The 15,276-nt window shown below is 42.2% G+C and carries 19 protein-coding genes, 1 pseudogene and 2 riboswitches; of the genes and pseudogenes, 5 read left to right on the top strand and 15 right to left on the bottom strand.

Translation table 11 applies throughout. The annotated features are described in order from the left end of the window. The first annotated feature begins 78 nt into the window (after positions 1–78). Positions 79–210, top strand: a complete 132-nt coding sequence (locus NAF01_RS24930) for a hypothetical protein (RefSeq protein WP_261391598.1) — start codon at positions 79–81, stop codon at positions 208–210. A gap of 25 nt (positions 211–235) precedes the next feature. On the opposite strand, the gene NAF01_RS02730 is transcribed toward NAF01_RS24930, so the two are convergent. Then, on the bottom strand, positions 236–595 hold the full coding sequence (locus NAF01_RS02730; protein ID WP_222500060.1) for a hypothetical protein: 360 nt from the start codon (positions 593–595) through the stop codon (positions 236–238). Between the two features lie 142 nt (positions 596–737). On the opposite strand from NAF01_RS02730, the gene NAF01_RS02725 reads away from it, so the two are divergent. Continuing rightward, positions 738–1,115: a VOC family protein gene (locus tag NAF01_RS02725; RefSeq protein WP_197214014.1), complete on the top strand. Its 378-nt coding sequence runs from the start codon at positions 738–740 to the stop codon at positions 1,113–1,115. An 84-nt stretch (positions 1,116–1,199) separates the two neighbouring features. Here NAF01_RS02725 and NAF01_RS02720 read toward each other — a convergent pair whose 3' ends face one another. The 7 genes from NAF01_RS02720 to NAF01_RS02690 all read right to left on the bottom strand — a co-directional run bounded on the left by NAF01_RS02720 (position 1,200) and on the right by NAF01_RS02690 (position 7,675). After that, entirely contained in the window at positions 1,200–2,219 is a 1,020-nt protein-coding gene (locus NAF01_RS02720) for a MoeB/ThiF family adenylyltransferase (protein WP_250801677.1), read from the bottom strand. Next, a complete protein-coding gene (locus NAF01_RS02715) occupies positions 2,216–2,983 on the bottom strand; it encodes a thiazole synthase (RefSeq protein WP_197248555.1) in 768 nt (255 codons plus the stop codon). Before NAF01_RS02715 ends, NAF01_RS02720 begins: the two co-directional genes overlap by 4 nt. 2 nt (positions 2,984–2,985) lie before the next feature. Further along, positions 2,986–3,189, bottom strand: coding sequence for a sulfur carrier protein ThiS (gene thiS / locus NAF01_RS02710; protein ID WP_163139584.1), 204 nt, complete (start codon positions 3,187–3,189; stop codon positions 2,986–2,988). Continuing rightward, a complete protein-coding gene (gene thiO / locus NAF01_RS02705) occupies positions 3,186–4,325 on the bottom strand; it encodes a glycine oxidase ThiO (protein ID WP_250801676.1) in 1,140 nt (379 codons plus the stop codon). The genes thiS and thiO overlap by 4 nt, the downstream gene beginning before the upstream one ends. Further along, a complete protein-coding gene (tenI, locus tag NAF01_RS02700; protein ID WP_197248551.1) occupies positions 4,309–4,932 on the bottom strand; it encodes a thiazole tautomerase TenI in 624 nt (207 codons plus the stop codon). The genes thiO and tenI overlap by 17 nt, the downstream gene beginning before the upstream one ends. A gap of 86 nt (positions 4,933–5,018) precedes the next feature. Further along, positions 5,019–5,128, bottom strand: a riboswitch (TPP riboswitch). Between the two features lie 23 nt (positions 5,129–5,151). Further along, the gene (gene thiC / locus NAF01_RS02695; protein ID WP_250801675.1) at positions 5,152–6,936 is read right to left on the bottom strand and encodes a phosphomethylpyrimidine synthase ThiC; all 1,785 of its coding nucleotides are present in this window, start codon (positions 6,934–6,936) and stop codon (positions 5,152–5,154) included. 128 nt (positions 6,937–7,064) lie between these two features. Continuing rightward, positions 7,065–7,179: riboswitch (TPP riboswitch) on the bottom strand. Positions 7,180–7,390: 211 nt separating this feature from the next. Next, on the bottom strand, positions 7,391–7,675 hold the full coding sequence (locus tag NAF01_RS02690) for a hypothetical protein (RefSeq protein WP_250801674.1): 285 nt from the start codon (positions 7,673–7,675) through the stop codon (positions 7,391–7,393). A 181-nt stretch (positions 7,676–7,856) separates the two neighbouring features. Between NAF01_RS02690 and NAF01_RS02685 the strand changes: the two genes are divergently transcribed. After that, the gene (locus NAF01_RS02685; RefSeq protein ID WP_250801673.1) at positions 7,857–9,476 is read left to right on the top strand and encodes a bifunctional metallophosphatase/5'-nucleotidase; all 1,620 of its coding nucleotides are present in this window, start codon (positions 7,857–7,859) and stop codon (positions 9,474–9,476) included. 101 nt (positions 9,477–9,577) lie between these two features. Continuing rightward, on the top strand, positions 9,578–9,811 hold the full coding sequence (locus NAF01_RS02680; RefSeq protein ID WP_197214000.1) for a hypothetical protein: 234 nt from the start codon (positions 9,578–9,580) through the stop codon (positions 9,809–9,811). Positions 9,812–9,819: 8 nt separating this feature from the next. Here the strand turns inward: NAF01_RS02680 and NAF01_RS02675 are convergent, their stop codons facing one another. Beyond that, positions 9,820–10,356: a DUF3267 domain-containing protein gene (locus tag NAF01_RS02675; RefSeq protein WP_250801672.1), complete on the bottom strand. Its 537-nt coding sequence runs from the start codon at positions 10,354–10,356 to the stop codon at positions 9,820–9,822. A 229-nt stretch (positions 10,357–10,585) separates the two neighbouring features. Here NAF01_RS02675 and NAF01_RS02670 point away from each other — a divergent pair, with 229 nt between their 5' ends. Then, entirely contained in the window at positions 10,586–11,005 is a 420-nt protein-coding gene (locus NAF01_RS02670; RefSeq protein WP_250801671.1) for a hypothetical protein, read from the top strand. 169 nt (positions 11,006–11,174) lie between these two features. Here NAF01_RS02670 and NAF01_RS02665 read toward each other — a convergent pair. From NAF01_RS02665 to NAF01_RS02640, 6 genes and pseudogenes are all read right to left on the bottom strand, one after another. Then, positions 11,175–11,340, bottom strand: a pseudogene (locus tag NAF01_RS02665) (IS1595 family transposase); the annotation flags it as partial. 66 nt (positions 11,341–11,406) lie between these two features. Continuing rightward, positions 11,407–11,682: a hypothetical protein gene (locus NAF01_RS02660; protein WP_135149679.1), complete on the bottom strand. Its 276-nt coding sequence runs from the start codon at positions 11,680–11,682 to the stop codon at positions 11,407–11,409. Between the two features lie 314 nt (positions 11,683–11,996). Beyond that, positions 11,997–12,866: a cation diffusion facilitator family transporter gene (locus NAF01_RS02655; protein ID WP_197213995.1), complete on the bottom strand. Its 870-nt coding sequence runs from the start codon at positions 12,864–12,866 to the stop codon at positions 11,997–11,999. Between the two features lie 230 nt (positions 12,867–13,096). Continuing rightward, on the bottom strand, positions 13,097–13,885 hold the full coding sequence (locus NAF01_RS02650; protein WP_250801670.1) for a DUF2935 domain-containing protein: 789 nt from the start codon (positions 13,883–13,885) through the stop codon (positions 13,097–13,099). Between the two features lie 153 nt (positions 13,886–14,038). After that, entirely contained in the window at positions 14,039–14,599 is a 561-nt protein-coding gene (locus tag NAF01_RS02645) for a hypothetical protein (protein ID WP_250801669.1), read from the bottom strand. After that, positions 14,596–15,228, bottom strand: a complete 633-nt coding sequence (locus tag NAF01_RS02640) for an SCO family protein (protein WP_226619715.1) — start codon at positions 15,226–15,228, stop codon at positions 14,596–14,598. The genes NAF01_RS02645 and NAF01_RS02640 overlap by 4 nt, the downstream gene beginning before the upstream one ends. Positions 15,229–15,276 lie beyond the last annotated feature (48 nt).

Here is a 15,276-nt window from a genome sequence, read left to right as displayed (position 1 = left end):
GTTCAAAAACTTAGGCATAGCCTCTTAAAAAGAATGCAAACTAAACACAGTGCTTAATGACTAAAGGGGGTGAAAATCGTGGCAAAGAATAAGAAAAGCAGATCAGATCATAAGAATAATGCACTTCCAAAAGATACAGAATTTGCGGGTGACAGAGAAAACGGCCTTGAAAGAATCGCTTTAAAAGCCCAAAGAGACAACACCAAGTAAGCCATATGGGACAGTTAAACTGTCCCTATTTATCCCTGTCGTTTCGTCCGAAATGCATGTGATATACCTTTCGTGCTTTCGTTTCTGTTTCTATATTGCTTATAAACCGCTCTTTAACCTCCTCCAGCAGCAGCCGCTCCAGCTTTTCAAGCCTTTTTGGACCGAATCCGGTCATTTTTCCGGTAAGCTGCACCTTGTACTGCCCACTTTCCTTATACTTTCGAATGGTTCCATTGCCCTTCCTTTTTGTTTTTCCTACTGTAAAATCAAATTCATATTTCTGCTCAACAAAGGAAGAAACTTCAGGAAGCCCCAGGTTCTCATATAACGGGGGAAATTGATGATGGACAGGAGGATCGGTGAACTTTATGGAGTCAATGTTCATATTTCTCTCCTCTCAATGTTTACAGTAATTATCTCCAATCTGAAGTAAATTAAAGCGAACTATCCCTTAGTTGAAATTGTTTTTACAGCTTTATACTGATAAAATCGCTAATATAAGATATGAATTAAAGGAGACCTTTTTCATGATCAATAAAATTGGAAAAATCACAGTATACGTTGAGGATCAGGAACAGGCAAAAGATTTTTGGCTAAATAAGATGGGGTTTGTCCTAAAATTCGAACAGCCTATGGGACCAAATGCATCCTGGATTGAAGTGGGTCCAAGCGATGATGAGTTCACGACTCTGGTTCTTTATTCAAAGGCAGCAATGGAACAGCAAAATCCATCTGCTGTTGCCCACCCTTCCATCCTTTTCAGCACCACTGATATTGAAGCTGCCTATGAACAAATGAAACAAAATGGCATAGAAGTTGAAGATATGTTAAAGATGCCTTTTGGAACTATGTTTACGTTTAAAGACCAAGATGGGAATAACTACTTATTAAGAGAAGATAAGTAATTAAAAAAGGCCTGCCCTTCAAATGAAGAATGGACAGGTCTTTTTTTATTTAGCCTTAAATGCTTAGCCGATAGACAAAACTCATTATCCAAGGAAACGATGATACAGGTTCTTTGCCTCTAGAATGTCTCTTACACCATGCACCAGCACTCTTCCATCCTTAAATACAACTACTCTGGCGTCATTGATCGAAAAAGAGAGCAAATAAGGATTGCTCTCTACATTGATTCCTTGAGAGACCAGGGATTTTTCGAGATAGGCAACATCCATATCCTGAAGAGCTGAAGGCCTGATTTGAACGGTATCCCTCCCGCAAAGCAGCGCTGTCTTTGTCTGATTTCTGTAGTCCAGGAAGGGATAAACTGGTTTAGTCCCGCACGATAAGCACTGCGGATTTCTTAAGGAAGAAACATTCACAGAACTAAATTGATTTTTCCATACATCAAAAGAAACAAGTGTCGCGCGTAAGGATTCCAAGTCTTCTGCCAATATCTTTAATGCCTCAGCAGACTGGTGAGCCGCAACCATTTGAATAGCTGGCTGAATAACACCAGCCGTATCGCAGGTAATTCCCCCCATTGGCAATTTGTCCATCAGGCAATTCAGGCACGGTGACATCCCAGGCAAAATAGTATAGCTTAAACCATAGCTCCCCACACAGCCTCCATATATCCAGGGAATCCGGTGCTTTTGAGAAATATCATTGATCAGAAAGCGAATGTCAAAATTATCCGTTGAATCGATGATTAAATCAACATCCTCAATCAGCTCTTCCATTTCCTGTACACCTACATCCATAATACGTGCGAAAATTTGCACCTCTGAATTGATGGCTTTTAGGCGTTTAGCCGCTGCTATCGCTTTTGGCACTTTTCGTACAGCATCTTCTTCACAATAAAGCTGCTGACGCTGCAGGTTGCTCCACTCCACATAATCCCGATCGGCAATGGTTAATTTGCCGACGCCTGCCCTTGTGAGAGTTTCCGCATTTGCAGCCCCTAATGCACCAGCCCCTATAATCAAAGCGTGTTTTCCCCTCAGCTTTTTCTGTCCTTCTTTGCCAATCGGAGGAAATAACATCTGGCGGGAGTATCGCTCACTCAACTAAAAACCATTCCTTCCGCCGGGCTGCTTGCTGATGCATAACGTTTTTTGGGTGTCCGGCCTGCTTCATAGCCGAGCCTCCCTGCTTCAATCGCGAGTTTCATTGCTTTTGCCATTTTAACAGGATCAGCGGCAGAGGAAACTGCCGTATTTAATAATACTCCATCTGCTCCCAGCTCCATTGCCAATGCCGCATCTGCCGGACTCCCAATTCCAGCATCAACAATAACCGGCACATCAGCCTGTTCTGTAATAAATTGAAGATTAATAGGATTAATGATTCCCTGTCCTGAACCAATCGGCGAAGCACATGGCATGACAGCATGGCAGCCTAGTTCTTCAAGTTTTCGAGCAAGCACGACATCATCAGAAGTATAGGGAAGAACAATAAATCCCTCGTCTAATAGGATTTCCGCTGCTTTTATTGTTTCTATTGGATCGGGAAGAAGCGTTTTGCTGCATCCAATAACCTCAACCTTAATCATGTCGCAGAGCCCGGAAGCTTTGGATAGCCTTGCTATTCGGACAGCCTCCTCAGCTGTACTCGCTCCTGCCGTATTAGGGAGTAATTTATATTTCTTTAAATCCAGCTTTTCCAAAAAGTTGGGCTGGTTCGCTTCAAAAATGTTCATACGGCGTACAGCAAAGGTAAGCACCTCTGATTCCGAAGCTTCTACAGCATCCCTTTGCACATCAAAGTTTGGATATTTTCCTGTTCCGAGCAGCAGCCGTGAGTTAAATTCATATGGTCCAATTTTCAACAAAATCATCCGCCTCCTACAAAGTGTACTATTTCGATTCGATCCCCATCTGTCAGCATGGTTTCAGCATGCATGGACTTATCCAAAATATGCTTGTTCAGTTCGACAATGACTACCTTTTGCTCCAAATGGAAATGCTCAAGCAGAAGTGAAACAGAATTAACTGTTTCAGGCAGCACCATAGCATCTCCGTTAATGACAACATTCATAAGAGCACCCCTTTAGACGATTGGACAAAGCAGTCCAGTCGGGACAGATTAAACGGATTAAACTGCTCTGTTTTGCCTTCGAGGATGTCTGCCATCAGCTCTCCTGTTGCCGGGGCAAGGAGGATCCCATTCCGAAAATGCCCAGCTGCAATGTATAACCCTTCATAGGCCGGATGTTGTCCCAAAAAAGGCTGCCCATCAGCTGATTGCGGACGAATACCTGTCCAGGCCCTTTCCCATTCTGTATTTGCAATATCCGGGACAAGGTTTTGAGCCTTTTCCATCAGCAGGGATATCCCTTCAAAGGTCACCTTTTCATCAAATGAGTTTACCTTAACCGTCGCGCCAACTACCAGCCTGCCAGATTGCTTTGGAACGATATAGCATCCGTGTGAAAAGATCGTCCCCTGTACAAGAGGTTTTTCAACCTTGACCGAGAAGCACTCGCCTTTTACCGGAATAATTGGCAGCGAAAGACCCGTTCTTTCAAGAATCTCCCTGCTCCAGGCCCCCGAAGCAACAATAACGGAATCTGCCAGAAATTCTCCCTGGCTGGTTCTGACCCCATAAACCTTTTCATCTTTTAAAATAAAATCTATTACATGTGTATACTCATAAATTTCTGCGCCGATGGCTATCGAAGCTTTTGCAAAGGCTAGGGACAATTCATATGCCTGTACCTGTCCGTCATTCGGTATATACATGGCCCCCCTCAATTTGTTTGATACGAAGGGTTCAAGTTTGATCAGGCTATCAATTGGTAACCATTCGGCCTGCTCACCTGCTTTTTGCTGGATTTCTATCAATCTTTTTAATGCCAGCTCCTCTTCTTTATTAGCCGCTACTTTATATACACCCTTATTTTGATAGCCAATATGAACTTGTGATAAATCTTCCAGTTCAGGAATCAGGCTCTGGTACATGGAGCGGCTTTTGCATGCCAGCTGGCATAGCGGGCCATCTTCTGTCAGTTCCGTTTGGGCTCCTAAAATTCCAGCTGCAGCTCCGGAAGCCTTGCCGGCTATTTTTCCCTTATCCAAAACGGCCACTTTATACCCTCTTTTAGCCAGTTGAAAAGCAATGGAGCTTCCATTAATGCCTCCACCTACTATAACGGCGTCAAATATTTTCCTCATCTTTCCCCTCCTCATTAAACTTATTTAAAAAGAGCTTTGCTGCCTCTGCAGGGTCCTTTGCCTGCAAAATCGCCGACATTACAGCAATGCCGTCTGCTCCAACCTCCAAAACCTCGGTGACATTTTCTGGTTTAATGCCTCCAATTGCCAATACAGGAATTTCTACTGCCTTTTTAAGAGCCTCCAGTGACCCAGTGCCCCTTGGCGGAACTCCCTTCTTGGAATCGGTTTCAAATATGTGCCCAAACAGGATATAATCAGCCCCTTGTTTTGCAGCCTCTTTTGCTTCTTCAAGAGAATGTACGGAACATCCGATGGGTATATCTGGAAAACGCATTTTGACAACATGGACTGGAAGGCTGTGAAAAGCAAGATGTACTCCTGTTTTATATGTCCAAGCAACATCCACCCGATCATTTATAACAATTTTATGAATGGGGACTCCCTCATTACAAAGCAGCTCAACCCCTTCATATAGCTCCCTTGAGGTTCGATGTTTTTCCCTCAAGTGGAACTTGTCTGCAAAGGGTTCTACTTCACCTGCTATTTCAGCAAAGGCCTCTAGAGAAAGCTTTCCATCTGATATAACATGCAGACACTTTTTCATAGAGGATGCTCCCATGCTATTTTTAATTTTGTGCAAATAAAAAACCACCTTCTAAATAGAAAGCGGGGTATGAGGCCCTGGAATATAGACCCGATACTCCACTTCCCTACGCTGGAATTCATGCCAGATCAGGTTCCAAGGGTCTTAAGCTTTTGCTTTAATCTCAGCCTGCAAACAGGCACCCCCAGCGGATATAATTTCTATTAAACTATAAAAAGACTACTGATAAATGTTTCCCCCGGCCTTATTAAATTCCTCAGCTTTCTCTTCCAGTCCCTTTTGTATCGCTTCGTCGGTTTCAAGCTGATGCTCTTTTGCATAATTCCGGATATCCTGAGAAATTCTCATACTGCAAAATTTTGGCCCGCACATGGAACAAAAATGAGCTGTTTTTGCCCCTTCAGCCGGCAGTGTTTCATCATGGAATTCCAAAGCGCGCTCAGGATCCAGGGAAAGATTGAATTGATCTCTCCAGCGGAATTCAAAACGGGCTTTTGACAGGGCATCATCCCTTTTTTGCGCTCCAGGATGTCCCTTAGCCAGATCTGCAGCATGAGCGGCAATTTTATACGTGATGACACCCTCGCGGACATCGTCTCTATTCGGCAAACCCAAATGTTCTTTAGGGGTAACATAGCAAAGCATTGCCGTCCCATACCAGCCTATCATGGCAGCCCCGATTGCAGAGGTAATATGGTCGTATCCCGGAGCTATATCAGTCGTAAGGGGTCCGAGTGTATAGAATGGTGCTTCTTTACAGATTTCCAATTGTTTATCCATATTCTCTTTGATTAAATGCATTGGAACATGGCCAGGTCCCTCGACCATTACCTGTACATCATGTTCCCAGGCAATTTTCGTCAACTCCCCAAGTGTTTCGAGCTCTGCAAATTGAGCCTCGTCATTTGCATCTGCAATCGATCCCGGCCGCAGTCCATCCCCCAGGGAGAAGGCCACATCATAAGCTTTCATGATCTCGCAGATTTCTTCAAAGTGTGTATATAAAAAGTTCTCTTTATGATGATGCAGGCACCATTGGGCCATAATGGATCCGCCTCTCGACACAATTCCGGTCAAGCGTTTTGCTGACAGCGGTACATACCTCAAAAGGACACCTGCATGAATGGTAAAATAGTCAACCCCCTGCTCTGCTTGTTCGATTAAGGTATCCCTGTATACTTCCCAAGTAAGATCCTCAGCAATGCCATTAACCTTTTCAAGTGCCTGATAAATGGGAACGGTACCGACCGGAACGGCAGAATTTCTGATAATCCATTCACGTGTTGTATGAATATTTTTTCCAGTTGAAAGATCCATAATCGTATCGGCGCCCCAGCGTGTGGCCCATGTCATTTTCTCTACCTCTTCTTCAATAGAGGATGAAACAGCCGAGTTTCCAATGTTCGCATTAATTTTCACATGAAAATTCCTTCCGATAATCATTGGCTCTGTCTCAGGATGATTGATATTGGAAGGAATAATCGCCCGCCCTCTTGCTACTTCAGACCGCACAAATTCCGGCTCCATATTTTCCCGAATGGCTATAAACTCCATCTCCGGGGTAATAATTCCCTTTTTGGCATAGTGAAGCTGGGTGACATTCTTCCCTTTTTTCGCTCTCAATGGCTTGCGGTTTAAGCCAGGAAAGACTTTATGATTGGCACGCGGATCATCTTCATTGAGGTAGCCATTGTCCTCGGGCTTTACTTTCCGCCCATCATATTCTTCTACATCCGCCCGTTCCTGAATCCACCGGCTTCTCAGAGCGGGAAGCCCTTTCTTTAGATCTGCCGTATATTGAGGATCCGTATATGGTCCGCTCGTATCATATACACGAACCGGCTCATTGACTTCTTCACCAAACGTTCCGGCAGTGGGGCTTAATACTATCTCCCGCACCGGAACCTTTATATCAGTCCTGGATCCCTTCACATATACTTTTTTGCTGCCAGTAAAGCTCGACATAATAGAAATACTCTCCTGATTTAAAGAACTTGCAGTCATTGATCATCTCTCCCTTATTAAAAAATATAAGGACGAGACCTGGAACCGAGGTAGTGCAAGATATGTAAAAAAGCCGGTCCACATAATGATGGACCGGCTTAACCGCAGATGTCTTTGCACAAAGAAACCTTTGCACATTCTAACTTCCCCACGCTGGTATAATCCAGATCAGGTCCAAAGAGTCAAGAAACTTTAGCGCGTTTCTTTCTCAGCCCAAGCTATTGGGCACCCCTAGTTATTGCTATTTAATTCTATTTTAGTATACATAATTCTGAAAACAAATAAAAGGGATTTCTATAATGTGTATGAAAAAGCTTCCGTTTTTCCCGCTAGATCACTTGTATTCCTGCAGCTGAATACTCCACGGCTTAGACATTCAAATTCTTGAAAAAACATACAAAAACGCCTGCCATTAGCAGACGTTTTTCTACATGTATTAGATGTGTATCATCAATTAGTTCTCTTCAGAACCCCCATCGTTCATATCCATATCACTTTCATCCATGTTTTCTTCATCGTGTGGAGATTCTTCATTCATGCCGGGTTCCTCCATATCCGACTCCTCTGATGTGCCTGGATCCTGCATTTCACTATCTTCATTATTGTTTTCTTCCATTTGATTATCTTCCAATTCCACATCTTCCGTTTCCGGCGGCGGCTCCTGTTCATCTGTCCCGCACCCTGCCAACAATAATCCTGCACCCAATGGGACTGAAAGCAAAAGCTTCTTATATTTCATATGTTGTCATCTCCTTTGGCAGTATTATGTTTCTTAATATGAACTTACCCTTTATCAAATTGGATAAACAAGTGCAGGTTAGCAGGATTTTTTCATTTACTTGCCACCCAAAAGCCCCCTTACGATTAAATCCCCAATATCTGCAAATACTATCCCTGCCACAATTACAGGAGGTTGATTGATGAAAGTACTTATCTCCCTTATATTATTTAGCTTCCTGGGAATGTCTCTGGGAGAAAAAAATCAATGGGATCGGCAAGGCCTCTCTGAGGATTATCATGGCCATATTGAAGATCGCTCAGAAGGACCATACAAGAGAGTCCAGCTGCTGGGAATCAATGATTTCCATGGCCAGCTGAATGTGACCCGGCAGATTAACGGCAGACCAGCAGGACGTGCAGATTATCTCGCTGCGTATTTGCGCCAGCGTGCCGCAGAAAATGAAAATACCATCCTGCTTCATACTGGAGACATGATAGGAGCAAGTCCTCCTGTATCCGCCCTCCTGAAGGATGAACCGACCATTGAATTTTTGAATAAGATGGGGTTTGACATTGGCACCATCGGCAACCATGAATTTGATCGGGGTTTGGATCAGCTTCTTCGCTTACTAAATGGCGGTAGCCCTTCAGCTGCAAAGAGCTACCCTGGCTCACGCTTTCCATGGATTGCAGCCAATGTTATCAGTCAGAATTCTGGCAAGCCCATCCTTCCTCCCTATAAGATTTTAAATGTCAGCGGGGTCCCAATAGGGTTTATCGGTGTGATCATGAAACAAACACCAAGCTTATCTGCACCAAATAGTGTGAAGGGTCTTACCTTCACTGATGAAGCGGAAGCAATCAATACGTATACCCGGGAACTTAAAAAGCAAGGAGTAAGAGCCATTGTGGTACTGGCCCATGTTCCCGGCAAATCAAAACCAAATGGAGAACTAGCCACGGGCCAGCTAATAGAATTGGCCCATCAAGCAGATGACGAAGTTGATATTATGTTCGGAGGCCACAGTCATGCTTATCTGAACAGTGTGGTGGATGGAAAGCTTCTCGTGCAGGCCTATTCATATGGCACTGCCTTTTCAGATGTGGATATCGAAATAGATCCCCGGACAAATGATATTGTCCGTAAGCACGCAGAAATTGTAAATGTTTTTCAAGAGAATACCCAGCCTGCCAGCGACATAACCAGGATGATCGAACACTACGAAATGAAAGTAGAACCCGCTGTGAACAGATATATTGGCACTGCTGCCTTTTCCATCACAGCTGCACGAAACAGAAGCGGCGAGTCCGCCCTGGGCAATCTTATTGCCGATTCCGAGCGGGCAGCGATGAACACAGATTTCGCTTTCATCAATCCTGGGGGCATCCGGGCAGACATTGACGCAGGCCGTGTTACATGGGGCAACTTATATGTCGTCCTTCCATTCAGCAATCAATTGGTTAAAATGAACCTGACAGGAAGCCAAATCCGTGAAATTCTCAATCAGCAATGGCAGCCTGATACTACCCGAATCCTTCAGATCTCGGGCTTCACTTATAGCTGGGATGACAGAAAGCCTGCCGGCAGTAAAATACAGGAAATCTATTTGCCCAACGGAACAATGCTTGATCCGGATAAGAAATATTCAGTTACCGTAAATACCTATCTCGCAGATGGCGGAGATAATTTTACTGTATTCAAAAGTGGTATAAGCAGAGTGACGGGACCAATGGATATTGATGCACTGGAGAAATATATACAGCAGCTCCCTCAGCCGTTTAGTTCTGCAATTGATGGACGCATAAAGAGAATAGACTAAAAAGGACAGCCATGACTGTCCTTTTTTTCTTGTCTATTTAATACTAATAAGGGGATCTGACTCATATCTTTCCAGTAGGATCAAATGAAAGGAATAGGATAATGAAAAAATATATTTATTTCCTCATGCTGTTCGGTATCTTTTTTCCATTTTTTCATAAGACAGCCATTGTTTATGAAAACTGGAGATTGTGCACCACTGCTTCTAAACTAATCGGGATCCGGCTCTATGGACTGGATTCCATGAGAAACCTCCTTATATCAGCATTGGCGGCCCTCGTTGCTTTCTATTTTACGCAGCTATTTATTAGATGGGACAGCAAATATAAAAGCTAGTATAACCGCTATTCATAAATCGTAAATTGCGGTTTAGTCGGATGGTCAATGACAAGAGCCTCATTAGGAAATTTTAATAGCTTTTGATACAAAACAAGATCCCCCATGCAGCCAACTGTCAATATTGCTCCCAGGACCGATAATCCAGGCATATTAAACACAACCCCCAGAATAAGCGGCAATAAGCCAGTCGGAATGAATGGCAGCATTAAAACCTTTTTCATTTGCTGAACTGTTACTGGCTGTTTGGCATGAGCATAAGCCACACCCATTTTCAAATTGACTCCCCAGGACATTTCCTTCCAGGGAACACCGCCAATATAGTGAAAACCCGCCAAATGAATGGCTTCATGCAAAATAACGATAGCGACCATGCCAGCTAAAAATAATAGCATACCTGTGAGGTCAAAAGACATTTCCCCACTGCCATAAAACACAGCATGTAAAAAGAGTACCCCAAATATAAGCACCATCGTTGTAAAGAATAAATAAATCTGCAGCTTGATCATTGAAACAGTAACAACTGTTGCTTTTTTATTTTCCACTTTTTTCACCTCATCAGAATTGGTCAATACCCATACCTACGAATCAAGCAACAGCGAAGTTTCAGATTTTTCCATTACCTGATTTTCCCCTTCTTTTGCCTCAGTCTCATTTTTTCATAATGTCCAGTTTCTGCCCAAATGGACCTAAAGTAGCGAAAAACACTGTTACCGTCACTGATAGACTTGTATAATCAAGGCAAGAAAAAATGAAAGGACTGTGATAAGGAAAGTGCTGTATATCTGGGATATTGAAAAAATCATTTTACATACATTGAACGAACAACGCCTCAATATAAATTATGAGTTCAGCAATTCACTCGCTTCGCCTATGAGCTACAATGTTTCAACGAATACAATAAAATTTAACTACCTGAAGGTGAACGGCTACATAGCCAAAATCAATTTTAAAATAAAAGAGACAAATGAGAACCTGGTAAAATTAATGCTTTACCATGAGATCGGCTATTATCTGGATTTCAAGAAAAACAAACATGACATCAGAACGCTTATGTACGGAGAAGATGATGAGAAAGAACAGCTCATGGCTGAAATAGAAAAAAACTCCTGGGATTATGGGAGGGGTATTGTACCTGAACATCTGGTCAATGCCTATGATCAGTTTAGGGAATTGGATAAAGAGTTCAGTTAAAAAAGATTTTTAAATCTTGATTTTATTAATAATAATGGGAACCTCTAATTCACTAGGTTCCCTAAAATTTTATACTTCTTTTTTTACTTTTCATTAGCATATCACATAAATTACAATTCCATTTGCGACCATAATTAGAAAAGAGTTTTGAAATCCAGCTTTTTTAATTACCGTTAAATCGATTTAACCAGACCTCCAAGACTGTTATATCTATTCACATTTTGAATATGATAAACCTCTCTAACACATTCCTTACCATCTGATTTATTTCTATAATGCTCATGTCCTTTTTCTTTTGCATAAGTAATAAATGCCCGAAAAGCATCGGTACACAGGAATTGGAACGAGCAGTTTAGAGACAAAAGTTTTTTCACAAAAAAGAACAGCTTCCGCTGTCCTTTCTATACGCTTCCTGATGCTGATCCGATGGCAACCAGTATCCAAAAGCCGAACTTGTATATAAATGTTCCAATTCCCAGTATAAGTCCTGTCCAGCACATCCCTTTGCTCTGACCCTTTTTCAGCCCCACTGCACCAAAAACAATGGCAAGGATCCAGGCGGGAAGAAGAAACCATCCAATAAACGGTATCAGTCCTAATACAATCCCGCATATGCCAAGAACCAGTGAAGCTACGGCCATTCCATTGCTCTCCATCTTTGCCTGCTGCATTTCCATCGCATCCACTCCTTCTTTCTATGGATACGCGTGATTTAGTAATAAAAGAACCGTATTCGTTTTAATCAGAGTTAATTTCTGGATATTTTCAATTGACAAGGTATATCTCGATAAAAATGGATCCTTTTATGAAAAGGGATGATAATCTGCTATCTATTATGGAAGAAAAGCCCGACCCTTCTTCTTGCCAATCGTTTTAAAATTGCAGGAGCTACTTCTGCAGCGAGTTTGAAGACCTGTTGTGTTTGCAGGATTTATCCATACAGAATAAACTCCCTCAGCGTCAGGTCCCTCATCATGAGACGCATTTCTTTTCAATTTGGTTCAACATGGACATGAACATCATAAACACCATGATCCTGCATCATCACTTTTTCCACATGTGTCGCAATATCATGGGCTTCCTTAATATCAAGCGTGGAATTAACCATAATGACCACATCAATCACTTCATTGTTGCCGTAGCTTCTTCCTTTAATATCTTTTATGCCTTTAACTCCGTTTACTTTTTTGATGACATCCTGATATTCTTTAATCTTTTCTTCATCAAATCCATCTGAAAGCTCATGGGAAGCTTGTACAAAAATATCCCAAGCCGTTTTGCATATTAAGAGCCCGACAATAATGGCTGTTAACGGATCAAGCCATGGCATGTTCAGCTGTGACCCAAATATCCCGATGGCTGTGCCGATACTCACCCATGCGTCTGAAATATTGTCCTTTGCAGCTGCCATTACGGCCTTGCTGTTAATTTTTATGGCTAATTTTTTGTTATAGCGGTACACAAAGTACATTGCCGCTCCAGAAAATACTCCCGTATATGCCGCAATGATATCAGGAGATTCATTAGCTCCTTCAAACATGGATGAAACAGCATTAAGCAGGACTTGAAGACCTACAGCAGCCATAATGAAGGAAGCTACCATAGATGCAATGGTTTCACTCTTCCAATGGCCATACCCATGATTTTTATCCGGCGGACGCTGGGAAATCCTAAGACCTATAAGCACTGCAATTGAAGCAATGATATCCGTTGTATTATTCAATCCATCCGCTTTCAAAGCAGCTGAATCACTCACATATCCAATTGTTAATTTTAGTACAGAAAGACATATATAAGCTGCAATACTAATAACCGCAGCACGCTCACCTAATTTAAGGTTTTGATACTTTTCCTTTTCCATGCCCCAGCCTCCTACATTACCCTTGCTTATATTACCAAGCGGCATTCGGGTGGGTCTAGAGCAATCTTTTTGTCTATTATTAAATAAATAAGTAAAGTGCAATTAAGTTGTACTAATGAAAATTTAAGCCAGCCCCGTAATAGGCTGGCTTAATTCGAAACGTTTTATATGACGAAGGTGAAGACAGAATCCGAACCGCCTGTGAGTAATAGCCCTTCATTCATGCAAATCTAAGATCTTTTGAGACTCGCCTCAAACAAATCGATAATTTCCAAAAATCTTTCTGCTTCTCTAAATGTATGGTCAGCCAGAAGAGGATGAATATTGCTTTTGATCCGGCATGCCTCTATTAATTCTCTGGCAGTTTTCTTAAAATCCCTTAATGAAGCAACTGATACTTTATTCTGGTTTAAGAATTGGCTCAGAATTGGTTTCGTTTCTGATTGCGGCTGCATAGATTCCAGGTCCACAGCCTGGAATAGCAATTGATCGAAATCATGGCTGAACTCTCTGGCCTGTTCAACCAGCTTTCTTTCGGAAGGGTCTAATAAATGGCCGATAAATTTAGCATGATCAGCCATAATCTTTAGGAAAAATACATTCTCCTCTATTATAGCTTCCGGCTTTGGAGCGAGTACCCCTGAGTTAAGTTCTTTTAATCGATTAGCAAAATAAGCAGCTTCTCTGCTGATATGGTCAATCAATAAAGGATAATTATTTGAACGGATTTCGCATCTTAAGGTCAAACCCAATACTTTTCTCTTATAGCTCCAGATAGCGGCAGCTGCCTGATAAACCTCGTTATTAAAAGCTTGCACTTGGCCAAGTTCGGAGTTTACATTAAACCTTGCCAGCTTCTCCTCAATTCGTTCAAATAAAGCAATAAACTGCTGGGCTTCGGTAATTAACTGTTTCTGTTCATATGTAAAACCCAAACTTAAGAATAAGGCATGTTCTTTCATGATCCTGGACCAAAATTTAATTTCATCCAGAGATCTAGCAACAATTGGATCCGCCATGTCTTCCCCTCCTTAATTACTCACTCCTTCTTATATATATTTATGATATTCTGTCATTATTCCATTTTAGTTCACTCACTAATCATTACCTTACAAGCAGATAAACCAGCTGAAAATGTAAAAACTGCTCCCAGGACGGAAGCAGTCATTCTTTTACTCATATTTTGAAAAATCCATAAAATAGCTATAAATCAAGTAAACAACCATTGCAAACGCGGTTGAGATGAAACCCCAGCCGAGCGTAATCTGCTCGATAACCAAATAGTTATTGCAAAGCTGCACAGGAGACCAGATATATAGCCATCCCAGAGCTAGAAAAAGAATAGTAAAAAAGATAATGAGAGCATGCTTCCAAAATGAACTTAGCTTTGGCCAGCTGTCCCGCAATGGCACCCCGGCCAAAAATGGCAGTGAGATAAATTTAAAGACTTCTACACTTGTAAGCGTCAAAGCTTCATCCATCGTTCTTGGCAGAGACCAATACACCATAATAATTGAAAACAGCAATAGACCCGGCACTCCGTTTTCATTCCATTTTGAGAAAAACTCAGGAAAACGATTCTGAAAGAACTGCGCCATAAACAATCCAGAGATCACCAGCAGGGGCATTTGCATATGCATATGGGTAATCATAATGGACTCCAGCAAATTAGCTGCAGGCGGGAGCATCAACGCAAGAAGCAGAAGCAATCCGTAAACTGGTGACTTCATCATTCTTCCCTCCCGCTGCGCATAATCTCCGTTACCCGATCAGCCGCTTCTTCAATCAAGGTGTAGTCCATGACTTCGATTAACTGTCCTTTTGGGTTCACCAGATAAAAAGCCGAGTTATGGGCAAAGTTGCCGTATTCATCCGGTATGACAATGACGCCAAACCGATCCAGCAAAGAGTCAAGCTCCTGCTGTTCCGGTATCCTCGCCATTCTCCACGTTTCTCCGTCACTGCCGAAAGCCTTACGGTAAGTATCCAATGTTTTCGGATCATCCCTCTCCGGATCAAAACTGATGCTAAGGAATTGAATGTCGTGGCCAATATACTCTTCCGGAATCCGTTTATATACTTCAGACATATTAACCTCAAGCTCGGGGCAAACCGTACCGCATGAAGTATATAAGAATGTAATAAAAACATACTTCCCTTCAAATTCCGAGAAAGAGTAGGTCCTTCCATTATTGTCTTCAAGCGTTACATCCGGGAACTGAGGCTTTTCATCCATTAACTGATTAACCCTGGCTGTTTCAGCAGTAAAAGCCTGAAACCCATCTGTGCCAATGTAAAAAAGGACTATGCCAAACATCAGTACTAGCAAGCTTGATAAAGCCGTTCTATTTTTTAGAAACATGATTCATCACTTCCTTTTAAAAGAAAGAGACAGCCCAGCAGCCGAGCT

This window comes from Cytobacillus firmus, assembly GCF_023657595.1.
Classification (GTDB): Bacteria; Bacillota; Bacilli; order Bacillales; family Cytobacillaceae; genus Cytobacillus; species Cytobacillus firmus_B.
The sequence above is the reverse complement of the archived record's forward strand: the minus strand, read 5'-3'. Positions and strand labels throughout refer to the sequence as shown.

Excerpts from the sequence above, each read along its gene's own strand:
- NAF01_RS02730 (WP_222500060.1), bottom strand. The coding sequence starts at position 595 with ATGAACATTGACTCCATAAAGTTCACCGATCCTCCTGTCCATCATCAA.
- NAF01_RS02725 (WP_197214014.1), top strand. The coding sequence starts at position 738 with ATGATCAATAAAATTGGAAAAATCACAGTATACGTTGAGGATCAGGAA.
- thiS (WP_163139584.1), bottom strand. The coding sequence starts at position 3,189 with ATGAATGTTGTCATTAACGGAGATGCTATGGTGCTGCCTGAAACAGTT.
- thiO (WP_250801676.1), bottom strand. The coding sequence starts at position 4,325 with ATGAGGAAAATATTTGACGCCGTTATAGTAGGTGGAGGCATTAATGGA.
- tenI (WP_197248551.1), bottom strand. The coding sequence starts at position 4,932 with ATGAAAAAGTGTCTGCATGTTATATCAGATGGAAAGCTTTCTCTAGAG.
- thiC (WP_250801675.1), bottom strand. The coding sequence starts at position 6,936 with ATGACTGCAAGTTCTTTAAATCAGGAGAGTATTTCTATTATGTCGAGC.
- NAF01_RS02690 (WP_250801674.1), bottom strand. The coding sequence starts at position 7,675 with ATGAAATATAAGAAGCTTTTGCTTTCAGTCCCATTGGGTGCAGGATTA.
- NAF01_RS02685 (WP_250801673.1), top strand. The coding sequence starts at position 7,857 with ATGAAAGTACTTATCTCCCTTATATTATTTAGCTTCCTGGGAATGTCT.
- NAF01_RS02680 (WP_197214000.1), top strand. The coding sequence starts at position 9,578 with ATGAAAAAATATATTTATTTCCTCATGCTGTTCGGTATCTTTTTTCCA.
- NAF01_RS02660 (WP_135149679.1), bottom strand. The coding sequence starts at position 11,682 with ATGGAAATGCAGCAGGCAAAGATGGAGAGCAATGGAATGGCCGTAGCT.
- NAF01_RS02655 (WP_197213995.1), bottom strand. The coding sequence starts at position 12,866 with ATGGAAAAGGAAAAGTATCAAAACCTTAAATTAGGTGAGCGTGCTGCG.
- NAF01_RS02650 (WP_250801670.1), bottom strand. The coding sequence starts at position 13,885 with ATGGCGGATCCAATTGTTGCTAGATCTCTGGATGAAATTAAATTTTGG.
- NAF01_RS02645 (WP_250801669.1), bottom strand. The coding sequence starts at position 14,599 with ATGATGAAGTCACCAGTTTACGGATTGCTTCTGCTTCTTGCGTTGATG.
- NAF01_RS02640 (WP_226619715.1), bottom strand. The coding sequence starts at position 15,228 with ATGTTTCTAAAAAATAGAACGGCTTTATCAAGCTTGCTAGTACTGATG.